The organism is Segatella baroniae DSM 16972 = JCM 13447, from assembly GCF_000426585.1.
GTDB lineage: Bacteria > Bacteroidota > Bacteroidia > Bacteroidales > Bacteroidaceae > Prevotella > Prevotella baroniae.
This window is the reverse complement of record NZ_AUFQ01000001.1, coordinates 272,977-287,152: the sequence shown is the minus strand read 5'-3', so window position 1 is coordinate 287,152 and position 14,176 is coordinate 272,977. Positions and strand designations below refer to the sequence as shown.

Below are 14,176 nucleotides of genomic sequence, written 5' to 3'. Positions count from 1 at the left end.
ACGGTTTGGCGGGACGGCGACAATGAAGATGCGACAGTGGCATGCAGGTGTCACTTTCCCACGCAAAAGTGCTGGAAAATATTTCCCAAGACTTCGTTGGTTGTTATTTGGCCGCCTGTTATGTCTGCAAGCTGTTCAAGGCAAATGCGGAGGTCTTCGCTGATTAAATCTCCGCTGAGACCTATTTCCATGGATTGGAGGACGCGGGAGATACTTTCGTTCGCATGCGTAAGAGCTTCGTAATGGCGGACATTCGTTACGATGACGCTGTCTTCGTCAATTTCCGGAACATGCGCGTTGGCATAGATTGCATCCTCTAAGGCTCGAATGCCTTGGCCTGATTTGGCCGAGATGAATGCTTCTGTAGCAAATGCCTCGTTGGCTATGGATGAGGAGATGGCGGCGTTGTCGTCATGGGGTGTTTTGTCTATCTTGTTGTGTACAAGAATCACCTGTTTTCCAAGTGTCCTCTCCTTCATCTCCTTGATGTCTTCATTTGAGGGTGGTATGTCCACAACCCACAAAACGATGGCCGCAGCCTCCATCTTTTTATAGGCCCGCTCTATCCCCAATTGCTCGATGGTGTCCTGTGTCTTGCGAATCCCTGCCGTATCTATGAAGCGAAAGGTGATGCCTCTTATAGTGGTTGTGTCTTCTATGACATCTCGTGTGGTGCCATGGATGTCGCTCACGATGGCCTTCTCTTCATGGAGCAGTCGGTTGAGCAATGTGCTTTTCCCTACATTCGTCTTGCCGACGATGGCAACGGGTATGCCGTTTTTCAAGGCGTTGCCGGTCTCAAATGAGTGGGCAAGCGTTGAGATGCGATTCTTTATTTTTTGTGCCAGCGTTGTCAATGTGCCTCTGTCGGCAAACTCCAGTTCCTCATGGTCTGAAAAATCGAGTTCCAACTCCAGCAGGGATGTTAGCTTGAGAAGCTGCTCACGCAAGATAGTCAGCTCACTACTGAAATGGCCTTTCAGTTGACTTAGTGCCAATTTATGCGAGGCTTTGTTGGACGAGCTGATCAAATCGGCAACAGCTTCAGCTTGGCTCAAGTCCATTTTGCCATTTAAATAGGCCCGTTTGGTAAATTCACCCGGTTGCGCTTGCTTGCATCCTGCGTCGATGAGTGCCTGCAATACCATCTGCAAAATATACTGCGAACCATGGCAGGAGATTTCAATGCAGTCTTCGCCTGTATAACTGTGGGGCGCACGATAGACGCTGACGACAACCTCGTCCAAGAGCGTTGCTTGTCCATCATGTATCTCACCATAATGCAGCGTGTTGCCTTTGGCTTCTCGAAGACTTTTCCTGTTCTTTGCCATAAATATCGAATCAGCAATGCTGATGGCACAGTCACCGCTGATTCGAATGATACCGATGGCCCCTCCCGCAGGTGTTGCCAATGCACAAATCGTGTCGTTTCTCATTAAATACGTTCCAAGACTTTTTCGATGAGTCTGTCAATCGTGTTCTTATATCCGGTGTTCGCTTCCTTAGCCCTCCTGTTGGCTATCACCATGCAACATGTCAACGCCTTGTGGCCCATCAGTTTGCTGAGGCCGGCAAGTGCCGAACTCTCCATCTCAAAGTTTGTGATCTTGAGATTTCCGTAGGCGAATCGCTCTATCTTCTGGTTCAGTTCGGGGTCAGCCAATGGCAAACGTAGCCTTCTGCCCTGTGGTCCGAAGAATCCACCGCAGGCAATGGTCACGCCGCGAACCATGTCGTCCGCTGCAATACGGTTCAGCAGTTCCGGATCGTTGTCCACTACATAGGGATTGCCAATCTGGTCGTTCCATTTTACTTGTGATTTGAAAGCTTTTTCAAACTCCAAATCACATGCTTCATTACGCCCGGCGTAGAAATTCAGCAGTCCGTCAAAGCCTATGCTCTTTTCGCTGGCGATGAAAGTGCCGGTCGGCGTGTTGGGCTGCAGGCCACCGCAAGTGCCTATGCGTACAAAGGTCAAAGACTTCAATTGTTCTTTGTTCGTGCGTGTTGTGAAGTCGATGTTGGCCAAAGCGTCCATCTCGTTCAGTACGATGTCGATGTTGTCGCAGCCGATTCCCGTACTCTGTACAGTGATGCGTTTGCCTTTGTAAAGTCCCGTGATAGTATGGAACTCTCTGCTTGTCACTTCGCATTCTATTTCTGAAAAATGGGATGCAACGAGTGGAACTCGCCCCGGATCTCCTACGAGGATGACATTGTCTGCCAGCTGTTCGGGTTTCAGGTGCAGGTGGAAGATACTTCCGTCTTGATTGATAATCAGTTCTGATTCAGGATAATGGTTCATGTTTCTTAATTGTTAATTTGACTGTTTTCGGTATTAATGATACTTTTACGAATATGTTTTAAGCGTCCGCTCAACTTTATATATCCGTTTTCCAACGTTGTGATTTTTCCTTTGGCAGAGGCTTTCATAGTTCCGTCGTCGGACTTGTATTGATCACGCAGCCGGTCTAATTGCCGCCTCATTTCTGCCAATTGCAGCATGCCCGTCCGGTATTCCTCCAATCGTTTGACGTTCTCAGGTCTTTTCAAGCCTTTCCCCTCCACATGGTCGATATGGTCGTTGGCAGCCAAAGAATGCTTGAGTGGCTCGGCAGACTTGGGTTGCTTGAGTCTTCTCAGCCTGTCCAAGGCAGCTTGTCGGTCGCCCAGTTTCCAGGTGTCGGCTATTCTGTGTATGATTGCAAAGTTGTAGAGTTGTGCTTCTGTCAGGTTGTCGGCTTCGTATGTCTTTCGCCCCTTTGTCGGGACGAAGGTATAAATACATACTTTGCCTTCCGGTTGGCGGCGGTCGGTGACCAACCAGCCCAACGAGTCGGGTTCATCTATCGCCAGCAGATAGTCGTTGTCTGTAGAATTGAAAGGCAAACCGTAGTTCTCTGGTGTCAGATAGGAACCTTTCTCCGGGTCGTAGCGTGTCATGAAGATGTCATATCCACCTAACGTACTTTTGTCTTTTGCGCTGAAGAACAGCGTCATGCCGTCAGAGAGTTGGTAGGGAAATCCAACCAAGTCAAAGCCATTGTCGACATCCTCCACCTTTTGGGGCCGGGTCCAACCATCGGTGAGGCGGTCCATGCTGAAGAGGGAAGCCGAAGTCGTGTCGCCCGCAGCGTAGAAACATTGCTTGTCCAGGCCGTTTACGAATGCGTTGCCGACCAGACTTGCAGGCGCAGAAGGGATTGTCGGGATGAATTTGCCGATTTCCGATGGCAATGGAATATATTTGTAGAACTCGTCTTTCTCGACAACAATACTGTCAACAAACATGAGTTTTGCCGTCGAAGCAAGCAACTCCTTTGGCAACACGTGCTCGTTTTTGCGGGAGTCTCTGGCAGTTGTCGTCGCTTTCCCTTTTTTGGGGGCAACTTCTGTGACGCGGCCTTTTGCCGTTTTGCGTTGAGCGCTTCCCGGCACGGCGAGGAAGCAAGCCAGTAGAATGACAATCACTTTCTTCATAGACGATATAATGCTGTTTTGCAGATATGAAATGGACGACAACAGCCCAGCGGCCCCATGCTGTTGGCTACGCCTGGAGGCAGGCAAGGGCCTTCGCCATGTTGGCCGCCGCCCGCCGCCCGTCGCCCATTGCGAGGATGACGGTGGCACCACCTCTTACGATGTCGCCTCCAGCGTAGATGTTTGTTCTGGAACTTTGCATGGTTTCGTCTACGACAATCGTATTCTTCCTGCCAAGTTCCAGCCCTGCAATGCTCTTGGGCACCAGTGGGTTGGGGCTGACGCCCACGGCAACGATGACCTGGTCGCAGTCTATCGTAATCGTCTTCCCCGTGGTTTCGGGGCGGCGTCTGCCCGATGCGTCGGGTTCGCCGAGTTTCATCACGTCGAGAACGGCAGCCTTGACCGCTCCGTTTTCATCGGCCAGATATGCTTGTGGATTGTGCAAAGTCAGGAAATGAATGCCTTCCTCCTTTGCGTGTTTCACCTCTTCAAGTCGCGCCGGCATTTCGGCTTCGGAGCGACGGTAGACCAATGTGACGTCGGCTCCCAGCCGTTTGGCTGTGCGGCAGGAGTCCATCGCCGTATTGCCACCACCGACCACCACCACTTTCTTGCCCAGATTGATGGGCGTGTCTGTCTTGGGGTTGGCTGCGTCCATCAAGTTGACCCTTGTCAGATATTCGTTCGATGACATGACGTTGAGGGCGTTCTCACCCGGAATGTCCATGAAATTGGGCAATCCGGCACCTGAGCCGATGAATATGCCTTTGAAAGCTCTTTCTTCAAGTTCGTCGATTGAAATCGTCTTGCCAATAATTACGTCGGTCTGGAAGTGGACACCCATTTTGTGTAGATTCTCTATTTCTACGTCGACGATGCGGTTGGGCAGACGAAACTCCGGAATGCCATACTTCAGCACACCGCCAATCTCGTGGAGCGCTTCGAACACATAGACGTCGAAGCCCCGCTTGACCATGTCGCCCGCAAAGCTAAGTCCTGCCGGGCCTGAGCCGACCACGGCCACCTTGGTGCCATTCGACGGACTCATCTCCGGCAGGGCCATCTGTCCACTCTCCCTTTCATAGTCGGCGGCGAATCGTTCCAGATAACCGATGGCGACCGGTTCCCCATTCATTTTGTGATGGATGCAGCGGCTTTCGCACTGCTTTTCCTGTGGACAAACACGACCGCAGACCGCAGGAAGGGCCGACGTGTCTTTCAACACCTTAGCCGCTGCAAGGAATTGGCCTCGCTCAATATTCTTGATGAATGACGGAATGTTGATGTTGACTGGGCAACCTTCCACGCAGGTAGGCTTCGCACAGTCGAGACACCGCTTGGCTTCAGTGAGTGCCATCTCCTTGGTCAGTCCGCGGTTGACTTCTTCCAACCGGGTCGTTGCACGATATTCCGGATCCAGTTCCGGCATGACCACCCGTTTGATGGCTGCGCGTTCTTTGCCCTTGAGCGTTCTTCTAAGTTCCACTCGCCACTCTGCGTCTCGATTGGTCAGCTCTTCTATCGTGGCCTCGGTGGGGGAGACGTCCATCGTTATGTCGGTTTCGGACTTGTATTTCTGTTGTTCAGACTGCTCAAGATGTTCCTGATAGTGCTCCATTTCCTCCCTTTCGGCAGCCTTGAAAGTCCCCATTCGCTTGAACATCTCATCCCAGTCGACCAATGCTCCGTCGAATTCCGGCCCGTCGATGCACACAAATTTGGTCTTTCCGCCTATCGTCAGTCGGCATGCGCCGCACATTCCCGTGCCGTCGACCATGATTGTGTTGAGCGACACGTCGGTGGGAATGTTGTATTTTTGCGTGAGCAGACAGCAGAACTTCATCATGATGGGAGGGCCGATGGCGAACACCTTGTCGACATGTTCCTGATTGATGAATTTCTCAATGCCGACCGTTACGACACCCTTATCGCCATACGAGCCGTCGTCTGTCATGATGATGGTCTCGTCGGAACTCCCCCGCACCTCGTCTTCCATGATGATGAGATCCTTGTTGCGGCCCGCAAGGACGGACAGGACACGATTGCCCGCCGCCTTCAGCGCACGGATAATCGGCAACATGGGTGCGACGCCGACGCCACCGCCCGCGCAAACCACCGTTCCGAAATTCTCTATGTGGGTTGGATTGCCCAGCGGTCCCACAATGTCGGCAACCGTATCGCCTTCCTGTTTGTCACACAACTTGGTTGACGAAAGCCCCACGCGTTGCACCACCAGCGTGATGGTGCCTTCATGCAGGTTGGCGTCGGCAATGGTCAGTGGCATGCGCTCGCTGTTCTTGTCTACGCGGACGATTACGAAGTTGCCTGCTTTCCTGCTTTTGGCTATCAGGGGAGCTTCTATGTCGAAGCGGAAGACATTCTCGGAGAACTGGTGTTTGTGGACGATTTTATACATCATATATCTGGTATTAATGGTAGGATGGGAAAGCGTTGGAAGCGAAAGGCCAGTCTGCCTTACATTTCAAACTGATAGCCTATGGTGAACTGATAGGCGAAGTTGGCTCCGCCGAGATGGGAGTCGTGCATGGAGCTGCTTCCTCTCCATGGATTGCTGGAGCCAACGCTTATGAGGCCGATATTCCATCGGACATCCAATACAATATTGTATAGCTCGTATGACACGGCGACAGGGGCGGCCAAATCATACGATTTCATATCGCCGTCCATATTTCTCATGACAATCATGCTGTTGCCGGTGCCTTCCTGTCGATTGGCGATACTCAGTCCCGGCTGCAGGCCCACCTTGAATGCCAATCCCCTTACAGGATAGAAATTTGCCGTGATGGGCATGGTGATGTAGTCATGCTTCCAGATAAAGCTGGTGGAATAGGTGTCATTATATCTGCCTCCCAATGGAGCGTAAGCCAATCCGCCACTGACCGCAAACCATTTGGCGAGACGCTTTTCCAAATCAATGCCTACCGCCAGCCCTTTTCTGAAATCAAGGTCGCCATTGAACATTGCCGCGTAGCTTAGCCCCACATACGGTTTGACGGTGGTGACGCCAACCGCATGCTGGGCCATAGAATAAAGCGAAATGCCTGACAGGATGATTGCAAATAGATATTTCCGCATCATGGCATGGATTAAAAGTTCTTGTCGTCGAGCATTTCAAAGCCACAATAGGGAACCAAGACCTTCGGAACTCTGATTCCGTCTTCTGTCTGGTTGTTCTCGATGATGGTGGCGACGATGCGCGGCAATGCCAGTGCCGAGCCGTTCAAGGTGTGGCACAGCTCAATCTTTTTGCCTTCCGCATGACGATAGCGGCATTTCAGGCGGTTGGCCTGGTAGCTGTCGAAGTTGGATACGGAAGAAACTTCCAGCCAGCGTCCCTGGGCCGCGCTCCATGTTTCAAAGTCGTAGCAGATGGCCGACGTGAAGCTCATGTCTCCTCCGCAGAGTTGCAGAATGTGGTAGGGGAGTTCCAGTTTCTGGAGCAAGCCCTCCACGTGGTTCAGCATTTCCTTCAAACTTTCCCGAGAATGCTGCGGCGTGTCGATTCTCACAATCTCAACCTTGTCGAACTGGTGCAGTCGGTTCAGGCCACGCACGTCCTTGCCATAGCTGCCGGCCTCTCTGCGGAAGCATGCCGAATAGGCGCAACGCTTGATGGGCAGTTCCTTCTCGTCGAGGATGACGTCGCGGAAGATGTTGGTAACGGGCACTTCGGCCGTGGGAATGAGGAACAGATTGTCCATGTTGGCATGATACATCTGGCCTTCCTTGTCGGGCAGCTGGCCCGTGCCATAGCCCGATGCTTCGTTGACCACGTAGGGCGGTTGGATTTCCAGATAGCCCGACTTGCGTGCCTCTTCAAGGAAGAATGCTTCCAGGGCGCGTTGGAAACGGGCCATCTTGCCGATATAGATGGGGAAGCCCGCGCCGGTGACCTTGACGCCGAGGTCAAAGTCTACGAGATTGTATTTCTTCAACAAGTCCCAGTGGCACAAGGCGTCGGCGGGCAGCTCGGGCTTTTCGCCTCCTTCTTTCACAACCACGTTGCCCGAAGCGTCGGTTCCTTCGGGAACCTCGTCGTATGGGATGTTCGGTATTTGGCAGAGCTGCTCCGTGAGGTCTTTTTCGGTTTGGGACAGGATGTCCTCCAGGGCCTTGCCCAAGGCTTTCAATTCGGCGACCTGCTCTTTGCCGGCGTTGGCTTCGTCGTGTTTGCCCTGTGCCATGAGCGCGCCGATTTGCTTTGAAATCTGATTGGCCTGTTGTTTGCCGGAGTCGAGCTTCTGTTGGGTTTCACGACGGATCTTGTCATATTCCAGAACTTTCTCTATAGCTTCGCGGGCACCTTTAAAATGCTTCTTTTCAAGACCTTTGATCACGTGTTCGGTCTCCTCATGAATGAGTTTCAGTGTAAGCATGACAAATGTTGTGTTTGTTAATTATATTTTCTTGTGACGTGATAATGGGTGGAATCCTTGTCTTTGGCGGCATTTCCACAAGGAGTCCACGGGTTATACTATATGCAAAGATACGATATTTTTTGATTGCGGCAAAAATAGTGGGGCTTTAATGGGCTTTTACTGTCAATGTGTTGCCGTCTGTCAAGGGTTCCCCATGTGGAAACGTCACCTTATTTATATAGCATCTCCCGCATGGCGAAGGCGCATCGGCGTTCCGGGAATCGGGTGCCGTGCGCCATCGTTGTTCTTTGCCATGGCTGTTTATGCCGATTCATTTGGATGATGGGCGCTTGCGGTCGACATTCGTTGCGCTTTCGTCTTGCGCGAAGTCTATAATCGCTCTTTTAGAATCTTCTCCAATTCGTCAGCTTCAGGATAAATGGACAATATCGTCCCTTTATCGTCGATGAGGAAACCGCCGCCGGCGGCGTTGTTGATTCCATTCTTTTGCCAAACATGGTGCCGGTCGTTGAGTTCCAGGAGGTTCAGCCATGGATAGCCGTCTTGCCTGATGGCTTTTTCCATCGCCTCGGCGGCGTTCTCTCGGGCAATGCCGATCACCTGTAATCCCTTGTCCTTGTATTTTTCATAAACAGGAAGGAGCTCCTTGGCATGTCGCCTGCAAGGCCCGCACCAGCTGGCCCACATGTTGATGAAGATGATTTTCCCTTGATATAAGGATGACAGTTTGACGGCTTTGCCTGTCGGGCCTTGCACTTCATAGTCGATATAGGGCTTTCCCACTTGTAATCTCGCGGCGGCAATTCCGTCGACAACCATCCGGTGATAGGGATGCTTGGGCATGAAGTCGAGATAGTGGTCAAGGAAGATGGCGGTAAACCTGCCTTGTGTCCTTGGCAGTCTGCTGTAAACGACGTTTTTGTTTATTTCCACGAGGCCGTAAAAGCATGGGTTGCTTTCAAGCCATTTGGCCCTTTCTGCATGGGAGCTGTCGACCAAGTCCTTGTATTCAGCCTCTGTTTTGCTTCCCAATTCAGAAAAGACGTCTTTGGGTAGTTGTTTCAGCAAGCTGTCTTTCCTGGCCCCTTGAACGGATTTCAGCTTCTCGTAAATCTCATAGACGATGGGCTTGAAATACAGTTTCTCCTTTTGCAGGCTGTCCCTTCTGCTCTCCAGCTTCTTGAACGCTGGACTGTAAAGCGCATAAATCGAATCTTTATAAGCGGTATATTTGGCTTTCATGCGATTCTCCTTTCCATCCGAATCGAACCGGAAGCCATCCTTCTTCCCATCGTTTGCATGGGGAATCGTGATATGGACGTCTGCGTTCTCTGCAATGAAGTCGGCCACACGCATGGCCCCTCTTTCGTATTCGTTCCGAAGTACAACTTCGTAGCATTTAAGCATGTCGGTTTCCAACAAGTAGGAGAACCGTCCATCTTTTATGTCTATTGAAATGTAGCCGCCCGTCCGCGGGTCGGTTCCATGTTCATAGAGTAGGATTTGCCTTTCGGCTTTATCCGCCACCTCTCCCGTGACGCGGCAAGTGACGGACTGGGCCGAACTTGTCAAGACGGATGCGAGCAGCGACGCTGCCGTGAGAAATGTTCGCTTGTTCATAATCGATGGCTTTTTGTGTGAATCCTCATTGTCTTTAATCTTTACAAAAGTAATGCGTTTGGAGATATCCCGCACGACGAGTATGCTTTTTTTAAGCTATAGTAATGGGATTTAACGGTTTCTTTGCGTCTGCGAAGCTAAGGAGTGAGGTTCCCATCGTGGCCCTTTTGGCGCGTAATGGCTGTGCTTTTGCTCGCCGAAAGGGGGCCTTTTGGTTTGTCAAAGCATAGTGGTTGGCGGCTCAAAGCAGGCTTGTTGCAGGACGGTGGCTTTTAGTTGGAAACATGAAAAATAATCGATTGTTTCATAAAAAAGTAGCTTGCCGCATCCCGAGTGCATCAAAAAAAGACTATCTTTGCATAAGATAGGCTGCACTCGGCAATTTGAAAGCAAGCTTTCATTGCGCTCGCTTGCACTATCTTTGCATAAGATAGGCTGCACGAACCGCTATCGACATTTTTAAACGACTAAAATGAACAATATGAATCAAAGTGATAGTATTGTAATTATTCCTACTTACAACGAGAAGGAAAACATAGAGAATATCATCCGTGCCGTATTTAATTTGCAAAAGGTGTTTCATATCCTTGTGATTGATGATGGAAGTCCGGACGGGACGGCCAAGATTGTTCATCATTTGATTGATACGGAGTTTTCCGATCGGCTGTTCATTGTCGAGCGTTCGGGCAAACTGGGTTTGGGAACGGCCTACATCACCGGCTTCAAGTGGGCGTTGCAGCGTGCGTATGAGTATGTCTTTGAGATGGATGCCGACTTCAGTCACGATCCCGCCGACCTGCCCCGCCTGTATGCCGCCACCCATGATGAGGGCTACGATGTGGCCATCGGCTCGCGTTATGTCAGCGGCGTGAATGTCGTCAACTGGCCGATGGGCCGCGTGTTGATGAGCTATTTCGCCTCCAAGTATGTGCAGACTGTAACCGGTTTCAGGGTGAACGACACCACGGCGGGCTTCGTTTGCTATCGCCGGCGCGTGTTGGAGACCATTCCCCTCGACGAAGTGCGCTTCAAGGGCTATGGCTTCCAGATAGAGATGAAGTTCACCGCCCACAAGATAGGCTTCAAGATAAAGGAGGTTCCCGTGGTTTTTGTCAACCGACGGGAGGGCACCAGCAAGATGAGTGGCGGCATTTTCAGCGAAGCTTTCTTCGGTGTCATGCGTCTGCGGTTGGACGGTTGGTTTCGGAAATACCCTGAAATGCCTCGCCGGTCATGAAGATTGACGACGTTCTGAAGCATTGCGCAGCGGCTCCACAGAGTGGGGCCCTTTTGCATTTGTTGGACAAGAAGGATTCCGGAAACATATTTCTACAGGGCCTGTTGGGCTCGGCGGCGTCCATGTTTTTCGCTTCGTTGGCCCAGCGCGTTGCACGCCCGTTTGTCTTTATCTTGAACGATGCCGACGAGGCGGGCTATTTCTATCACGACCTGACGCAGCTTTTGGGCGGCGACCAGGTGTTTTTCTTCCCTTCATCCTACCGCCGTGCCGTGAAATACGGGCAGCGGGATGCGGCCAACGAGATACTGCGTACCGAGGTGTTGAGCCGCTTGGCGGACGACGCGACGCCCATGGCTGCCTCTGCCCGGTTTATTGTGACCCATCCGGAGGCCTTGGCAGAGCTGGTGGTGTCGAAGAAACTCATGGACGAACGCAGGTTGTCGTTGCGTCGCGGCATGCAAATCGACATCACGGAGGTGGCCCATACGCTGCGCGATTATGGTTTTCATGAGACGGATTACGTGTATGAGCCTGGCCAGTTTGCCATCCGTGGCAGCATTCTCGATGTCTTTTCCTACTCCTGCGAATACCCTTTCCGCATCGACTTCTTTGGCGATGAGATTGACACAATCCGTACTTTCGAGGTGCAGGACCAGTTGTCGAAGGGCGCAAAGGACACTGTGGAAATCGTTCCCGAACTGGCGTCGCTGGGCAGTGAGCGGGTTTCATTCTTGAGTTTCCTGCCCGCTGCGGCCATCCTGGTGATGAAGGACTTTGCCTTTGTGCATGATGTCATCGGGCAGGTCTATGCCGACGGTTTCTCTTCGCAGGCTCTTGCCGACCGGATGGCCGACGCCACGGAGATGGAACGGCAGGAAATCATGCGTTCCATGCAGAAGGAAAACGTGCTGTGCACGGCTTCGCGCTTTGTCCACGACGTGGCCGCGTTCCGCCGGATAACGCTTGGCATGCCTGGCGAAGAGGCTTCGGCGTCCATTTCTTTCGACCTGTCGCCGCAGCCTCTGTTCCATAAGAATTTTGATTTGCTCGCACAGACGCTTGGCGACTACCAGCTGCGGGGCTATCAACTCTATGTGTTGGCCGACAGCGCGAAGCAGCAGCAACGCTTGAAGGACATCTTTGAAAGCGAAGCCCTGCGGCATTATGGCATTCACTTCGAGCCTGTCGACAAGACATTGCACGAGGGATTCGTCGACAACGAGGCCAAGATATGCTATTTCACCGACCATCAAATCTTCGACCGGTTCCACAAATACAACCTCAAATCGGACGGAGCGCGGGCCGGCAAGATGGCCGTCACGTTGAAGGAGTTGCAGGAGATGGAGCCGGGCGACTACCTTGTTCACGTCGATTTTGGTATCGGCAAGTTTGGAGGACTCGTGCGAGTGCCGCTGCCCAAGCCGTCGGCTGACGGTGAACAGGGCTATCAGGAAATGATTCGAATCATCTATCAGAACAATGACAAGGTGGATGTTTCGATTCATTCGCTTTACAAGATCAGCAAGTATCGCCGTCAAGATACGGGTGAACCGCCCCGACTTTCGACCTTGGGAACGGGTGCCTGGGATCGTCTGAAGGAGAAAACGAAGAAGCGAATCAAGGATATTGCCCGCGATTTGATAAGGTTGTACGCGCAGCGACGCCATCAGACGGGCTTCGCTTTCGGTGCCGATTCCTACATGCAGCACGAGTTGGAGGCCAGTTTCCTCTATGAGGACACGCCCGACCAGAACAAAGCTACGCAGGAAGTGAAGGCCGATATGGAGAGCAAGCGGCCCATGGACCGCCTGGTTTGTGGCGATGTGGGCTTCGGCAAGACCGAAGTGGCGATACGGGCGGCCTTCAAGGCGGCGGCCGACAGCAAACAGGTGGCCGTGCTGGTGCCCACGACGGTGTTGGCTTTCCAGCATTTTCAGACCTTCCGCGACCGATTGAAGAATCTCCCGGTGCGGGTCGATTATCTGTCGAGAGCGCGTTCGGCCAAGGATACGAAGAATGTCCTGGCCGATTTGGAGGCCGGTCGCATCGACATCATCATCGGCACACACAAGCTGATTGGCAAGTCGGTGAAGTGGCACGACCTGGGCTTGCTCGTCATTGACGAGGAACAGAAGTTCGGCGTGAGCACCAAGGAAAGGCTGCGAAAGCTCAAGACCAATGTCGATACGCTCACCATGTCGGCCACGCCGATTCCACGAACACTGCAATTCTCGCTGATGGGGGCGCGCGACATGAGTATCATCCGCACGCCGCCGCCCAACCGTCATCCCATCCATACGGAGCTGGCGACCTATGGACACGAGGTGATTGCCGACGCCATCAACTTCGAGATGAGTCGCAACGGTCAGGTTTACTTCATCAACGACCGCATCAGCAACCTGCCAGAGATTGCTTCACTCATCAAGAAACATGTGCCCGACTGCCGCATTGCCATCGGACATGGGCAGATGAAGCCCGACGATTTGGAGAAAATCGTGGTCGGTTTCATGAACTACGACTACGACGTACTTCTGTCAACGTCCATCGTTGAAAACGGAATAGACATCAGCAATGCCAACACCATCATCATCAACGACGCCCACCGCTTCGGATTGTCCGACCTGCATCAGATGCGTGGTCGGGTGGGGCGCAGCAACCGGAAGGCTTTCTGCTATCTGCTGTCGCCGCCCAAGAGCGTGCTCACGCCCGAGGCGCGCCGTCGTCTGGAGGCTTTGGAGAACTTTTCTGAGTTGGGAAGTGGCTTCAACCTGGCCATGCAAGACCTGGATATCCGTGGCGCAGGCAATCTGTTGGGTGCCGAACAGAGCGGTTTCATGGAGGATTTGGGCTACGAGACCTATCAGAAGATACTCAACCAGGCCGTCACCGAACTGAAGAACGATGAGTTCCAGGACATCTATGCCGAGGAGATGGCTGCCGGAAATGACGTCAGCGGCGATGAGTTTGTGGAGGACTGCGCCATCGAAAGCGACTTGGAAATGTACTTTCCCGACACTTATGTGCCGGGAAGCAGTGAGCGCATGCTGCTCTATCGCGAGCTGGACAATATAACGGACGACACGGAGTTGCAGGCCTATCGGCAGCGGTTGCTCGACCGTTTCGGCCCCATTCCCCATGCGGGAGAGGAACTGATGCAGGTGGTTCTCTTGCGACGGCTGGGCAAACGACTGGGTTGCGAGAAGATAATGTTCCGCAATGGAATGCTCAACTTGCAGTTCGTCAGCAATCCCTTGAGTGCCTATTACAAGAGCAAGAGCTTTGACAAGATACTGGATTTCATCGCAAGCAACCCCCGTCGCTGCGACTTGAAGGAAGTGAAGGGACGTCGCCTGATGCACATCAAGGATGTGCCGTCGGTCGAGGAGGCCGTTCGCCTGCTGAAAGAAATCTTGGCTTAGCCCTGTTTGGCGAG

General features: G+C 52.4%; 9 protein-coding genes. 2 read left to right on the top strand and 7 right to left on the bottom strand.

Annotation, left to right across the window (positions count from 1 at the left end):
* Positions 1-50: 50 nt before the first annotated feature.
* The 7 genes from mnmE to K334_RS0101205 all read right to left on the bottom strand — a co-directional run bounded on the left by mnmE (position 51) and on the right by K334_RS0101205 (position 9,503).
* Positions 51-1,436: a tRNA uridine-5-carboxymethylaminomethyl(34) synthesis GTPase MnmE gene (gene mnmE, locus K334_RS0101235; protein ID WP_025881276.1), complete on the bottom strand. Its 1,386-nt coding sequence runs from the start codon at positions 1,434-1,436 to the stop codon at positions 51-53.
* Positions 1,436-2,305, bottom strand: a complete 870-nt coding sequence (locus K334_RS0101230) for a nucleoside phosphorylase (protein ID WP_025881278.1) — start codon at positions 2,303-2,305, stop codon at positions 1,436-1,438. The genes mnmE and K334_RS0101230 overlap by 1 nt, the downstream gene beginning before the upstream one ends.
* Positions 2,306-2,310: 5 nt before the next feature.
* Complete coding sequence (locus K334_RS13215; protein ID WP_051218612.1) at positions 2,311-3,480, bottom strand: hypothetical protein; 1,170 nt, start codon at positions 3,478-3,480, stop codon at positions 2,311-2,313.
* A 67-nt stretch (positions 3,481-3,547) separates the two neighbouring features.
* Positions 3,548-5,899: a bifunctional dihydroorotate dehydrogenase B NAD binding subunit/NADPH-dependent glutamate synthase gene (locus K334_RS0101220; protein ID WP_027444385.1), complete on the bottom strand. Its 2,352-nt coding sequence runs from the start codon at positions 5,897-5,899 to the stop codon at positions 3,548-3,550.
* Positions 5,900-5,958: 59 nt separating this feature from the next.
* Complete coding sequence (locus K334_RS13210; protein ID WP_081657995.1) at positions 5,959-6,582, bottom strand: outer membrane beta-barrel protein; 624 nt, start codon at positions 6,580-6,582, stop codon at positions 5,959-5,961.
* Positions 6,583-6,590: 8 nt separating this feature from the next.
* Positions 6,591-7,880: a serine--tRNA ligase gene (gene serS, locus K334_RS0101210; RefSeq protein ID WP_025881287.1), complete on the bottom strand. Its 1,290-nt coding sequence runs from the start codon at positions 7,878-7,880 to the stop codon at positions 6,591-6,593.
* A gap of 372 nt (positions 7,881-8,252) precedes the next feature.
* Positions 8,253-9,503 carry a TlpA disulfide reductase family protein gene (locus K334_RS0101205; RefSeq protein ID WP_025881289.1) on the bottom strand — a complete coding sequence of 417 codons (1,251 nt, stop codon included), beginning with the start codon at positions 9,501-9,503 and terminating at the stop codon, positions 8,253-8,255.
* A gap of 481 nt (positions 9,504-9,984) precedes the next feature.
* Between K334_RS0101205 and K334_RS0101200 the strand changes: the two genes are divergently transcribed.
* Both K334_RS0101200 and mfd read left to right on the top strand, forming a co-directional pair.
* On the top strand, positions 9,985-10,740 hold the full coding sequence (locus tag K334_RS0101200; protein ID WP_025881291.1) for a polyprenol monophosphomannose synthase: 756 nt from the start codon (positions 9,985-9,987) through the stop codon (positions 10,738-10,740).
* On the top strand, positions 10,737-14,162 hold the full coding sequence (mfd, locus tag K334_RS0101195) for a transcription-repair coupling factor (RefSeq protein WP_027444384.1): 3,426 nt from the start codon (positions 10,737-10,739) through the stop codon (positions 14,160-14,162). The genes K334_RS0101200 and mfd overlap by 4 nt, the downstream gene beginning before the upstream one ends.
* Positions 14,163-14,176 lie beyond the last annotated feature (14 nt).

Excerpts from the sequence above, each read along its gene's own strand:
- mnmE (WP_025881276.1), bottom strand. The coding sequence starts at position 1,436 with ATGAGAAACGACACGATTTGTGCATTGGCAACACCTGCGGGAGGGGCC.
- K334_RS0101230 (WP_025881278.1), bottom strand. The coding sequence starts at position 2,305 with ATGAACCATTATCCTGAATCAGAACTGATTATCAATCAAGACGGAAGT.
- K334_RS13215 (WP_051218612.1), bottom strand. The coding sequence starts at position 3,480 with ATGAAGAAAGTGATTGTCATTCTACTGGCTTGCTTCCTCGCCGTGCCG.
- K334_RS0101220 (WP_027444385.1), bottom strand. The coding sequence starts at position 5,899 with ATGTATAAAATCGTCCACAAACACCAGTTCTCCGAGAATGTCTTCCGC.
- K334_RS13210 (WP_081657995.1), bottom strand. The coding sequence starts at position 6,582 with ATGATGCGGAAATATCTATTTGCAATCATCCTGTCAGGCATTTCGCTT.
- serS (WP_025881287.1), bottom strand. The coding sequence starts at position 7,880 with ATGCTTACACTGAAACTCATTCATGAGGAGACCGAACACGTGATCAAA.
- K334_RS0101205 (WP_025881289.1), bottom strand. The coding sequence starts at position 9,503 with ATGAACAAGCGAACATTTCTCACGGCAGCGTCGCTGCTCGCATCCGTC.
- K334_RS0101200 (WP_025881291.1), top strand. The coding sequence starts at position 9,985 with ATGAATCAAAGTGATAGTATTGTAATTATTCCTACTTACAACGAGAAG.
- mfd (WP_027444384.1), top strand. The coding sequence starts at position 10,737 with ATGAAGATTGACGACGTTCTGAAGCATTGCGCAGCGGCTCCACAGAGT.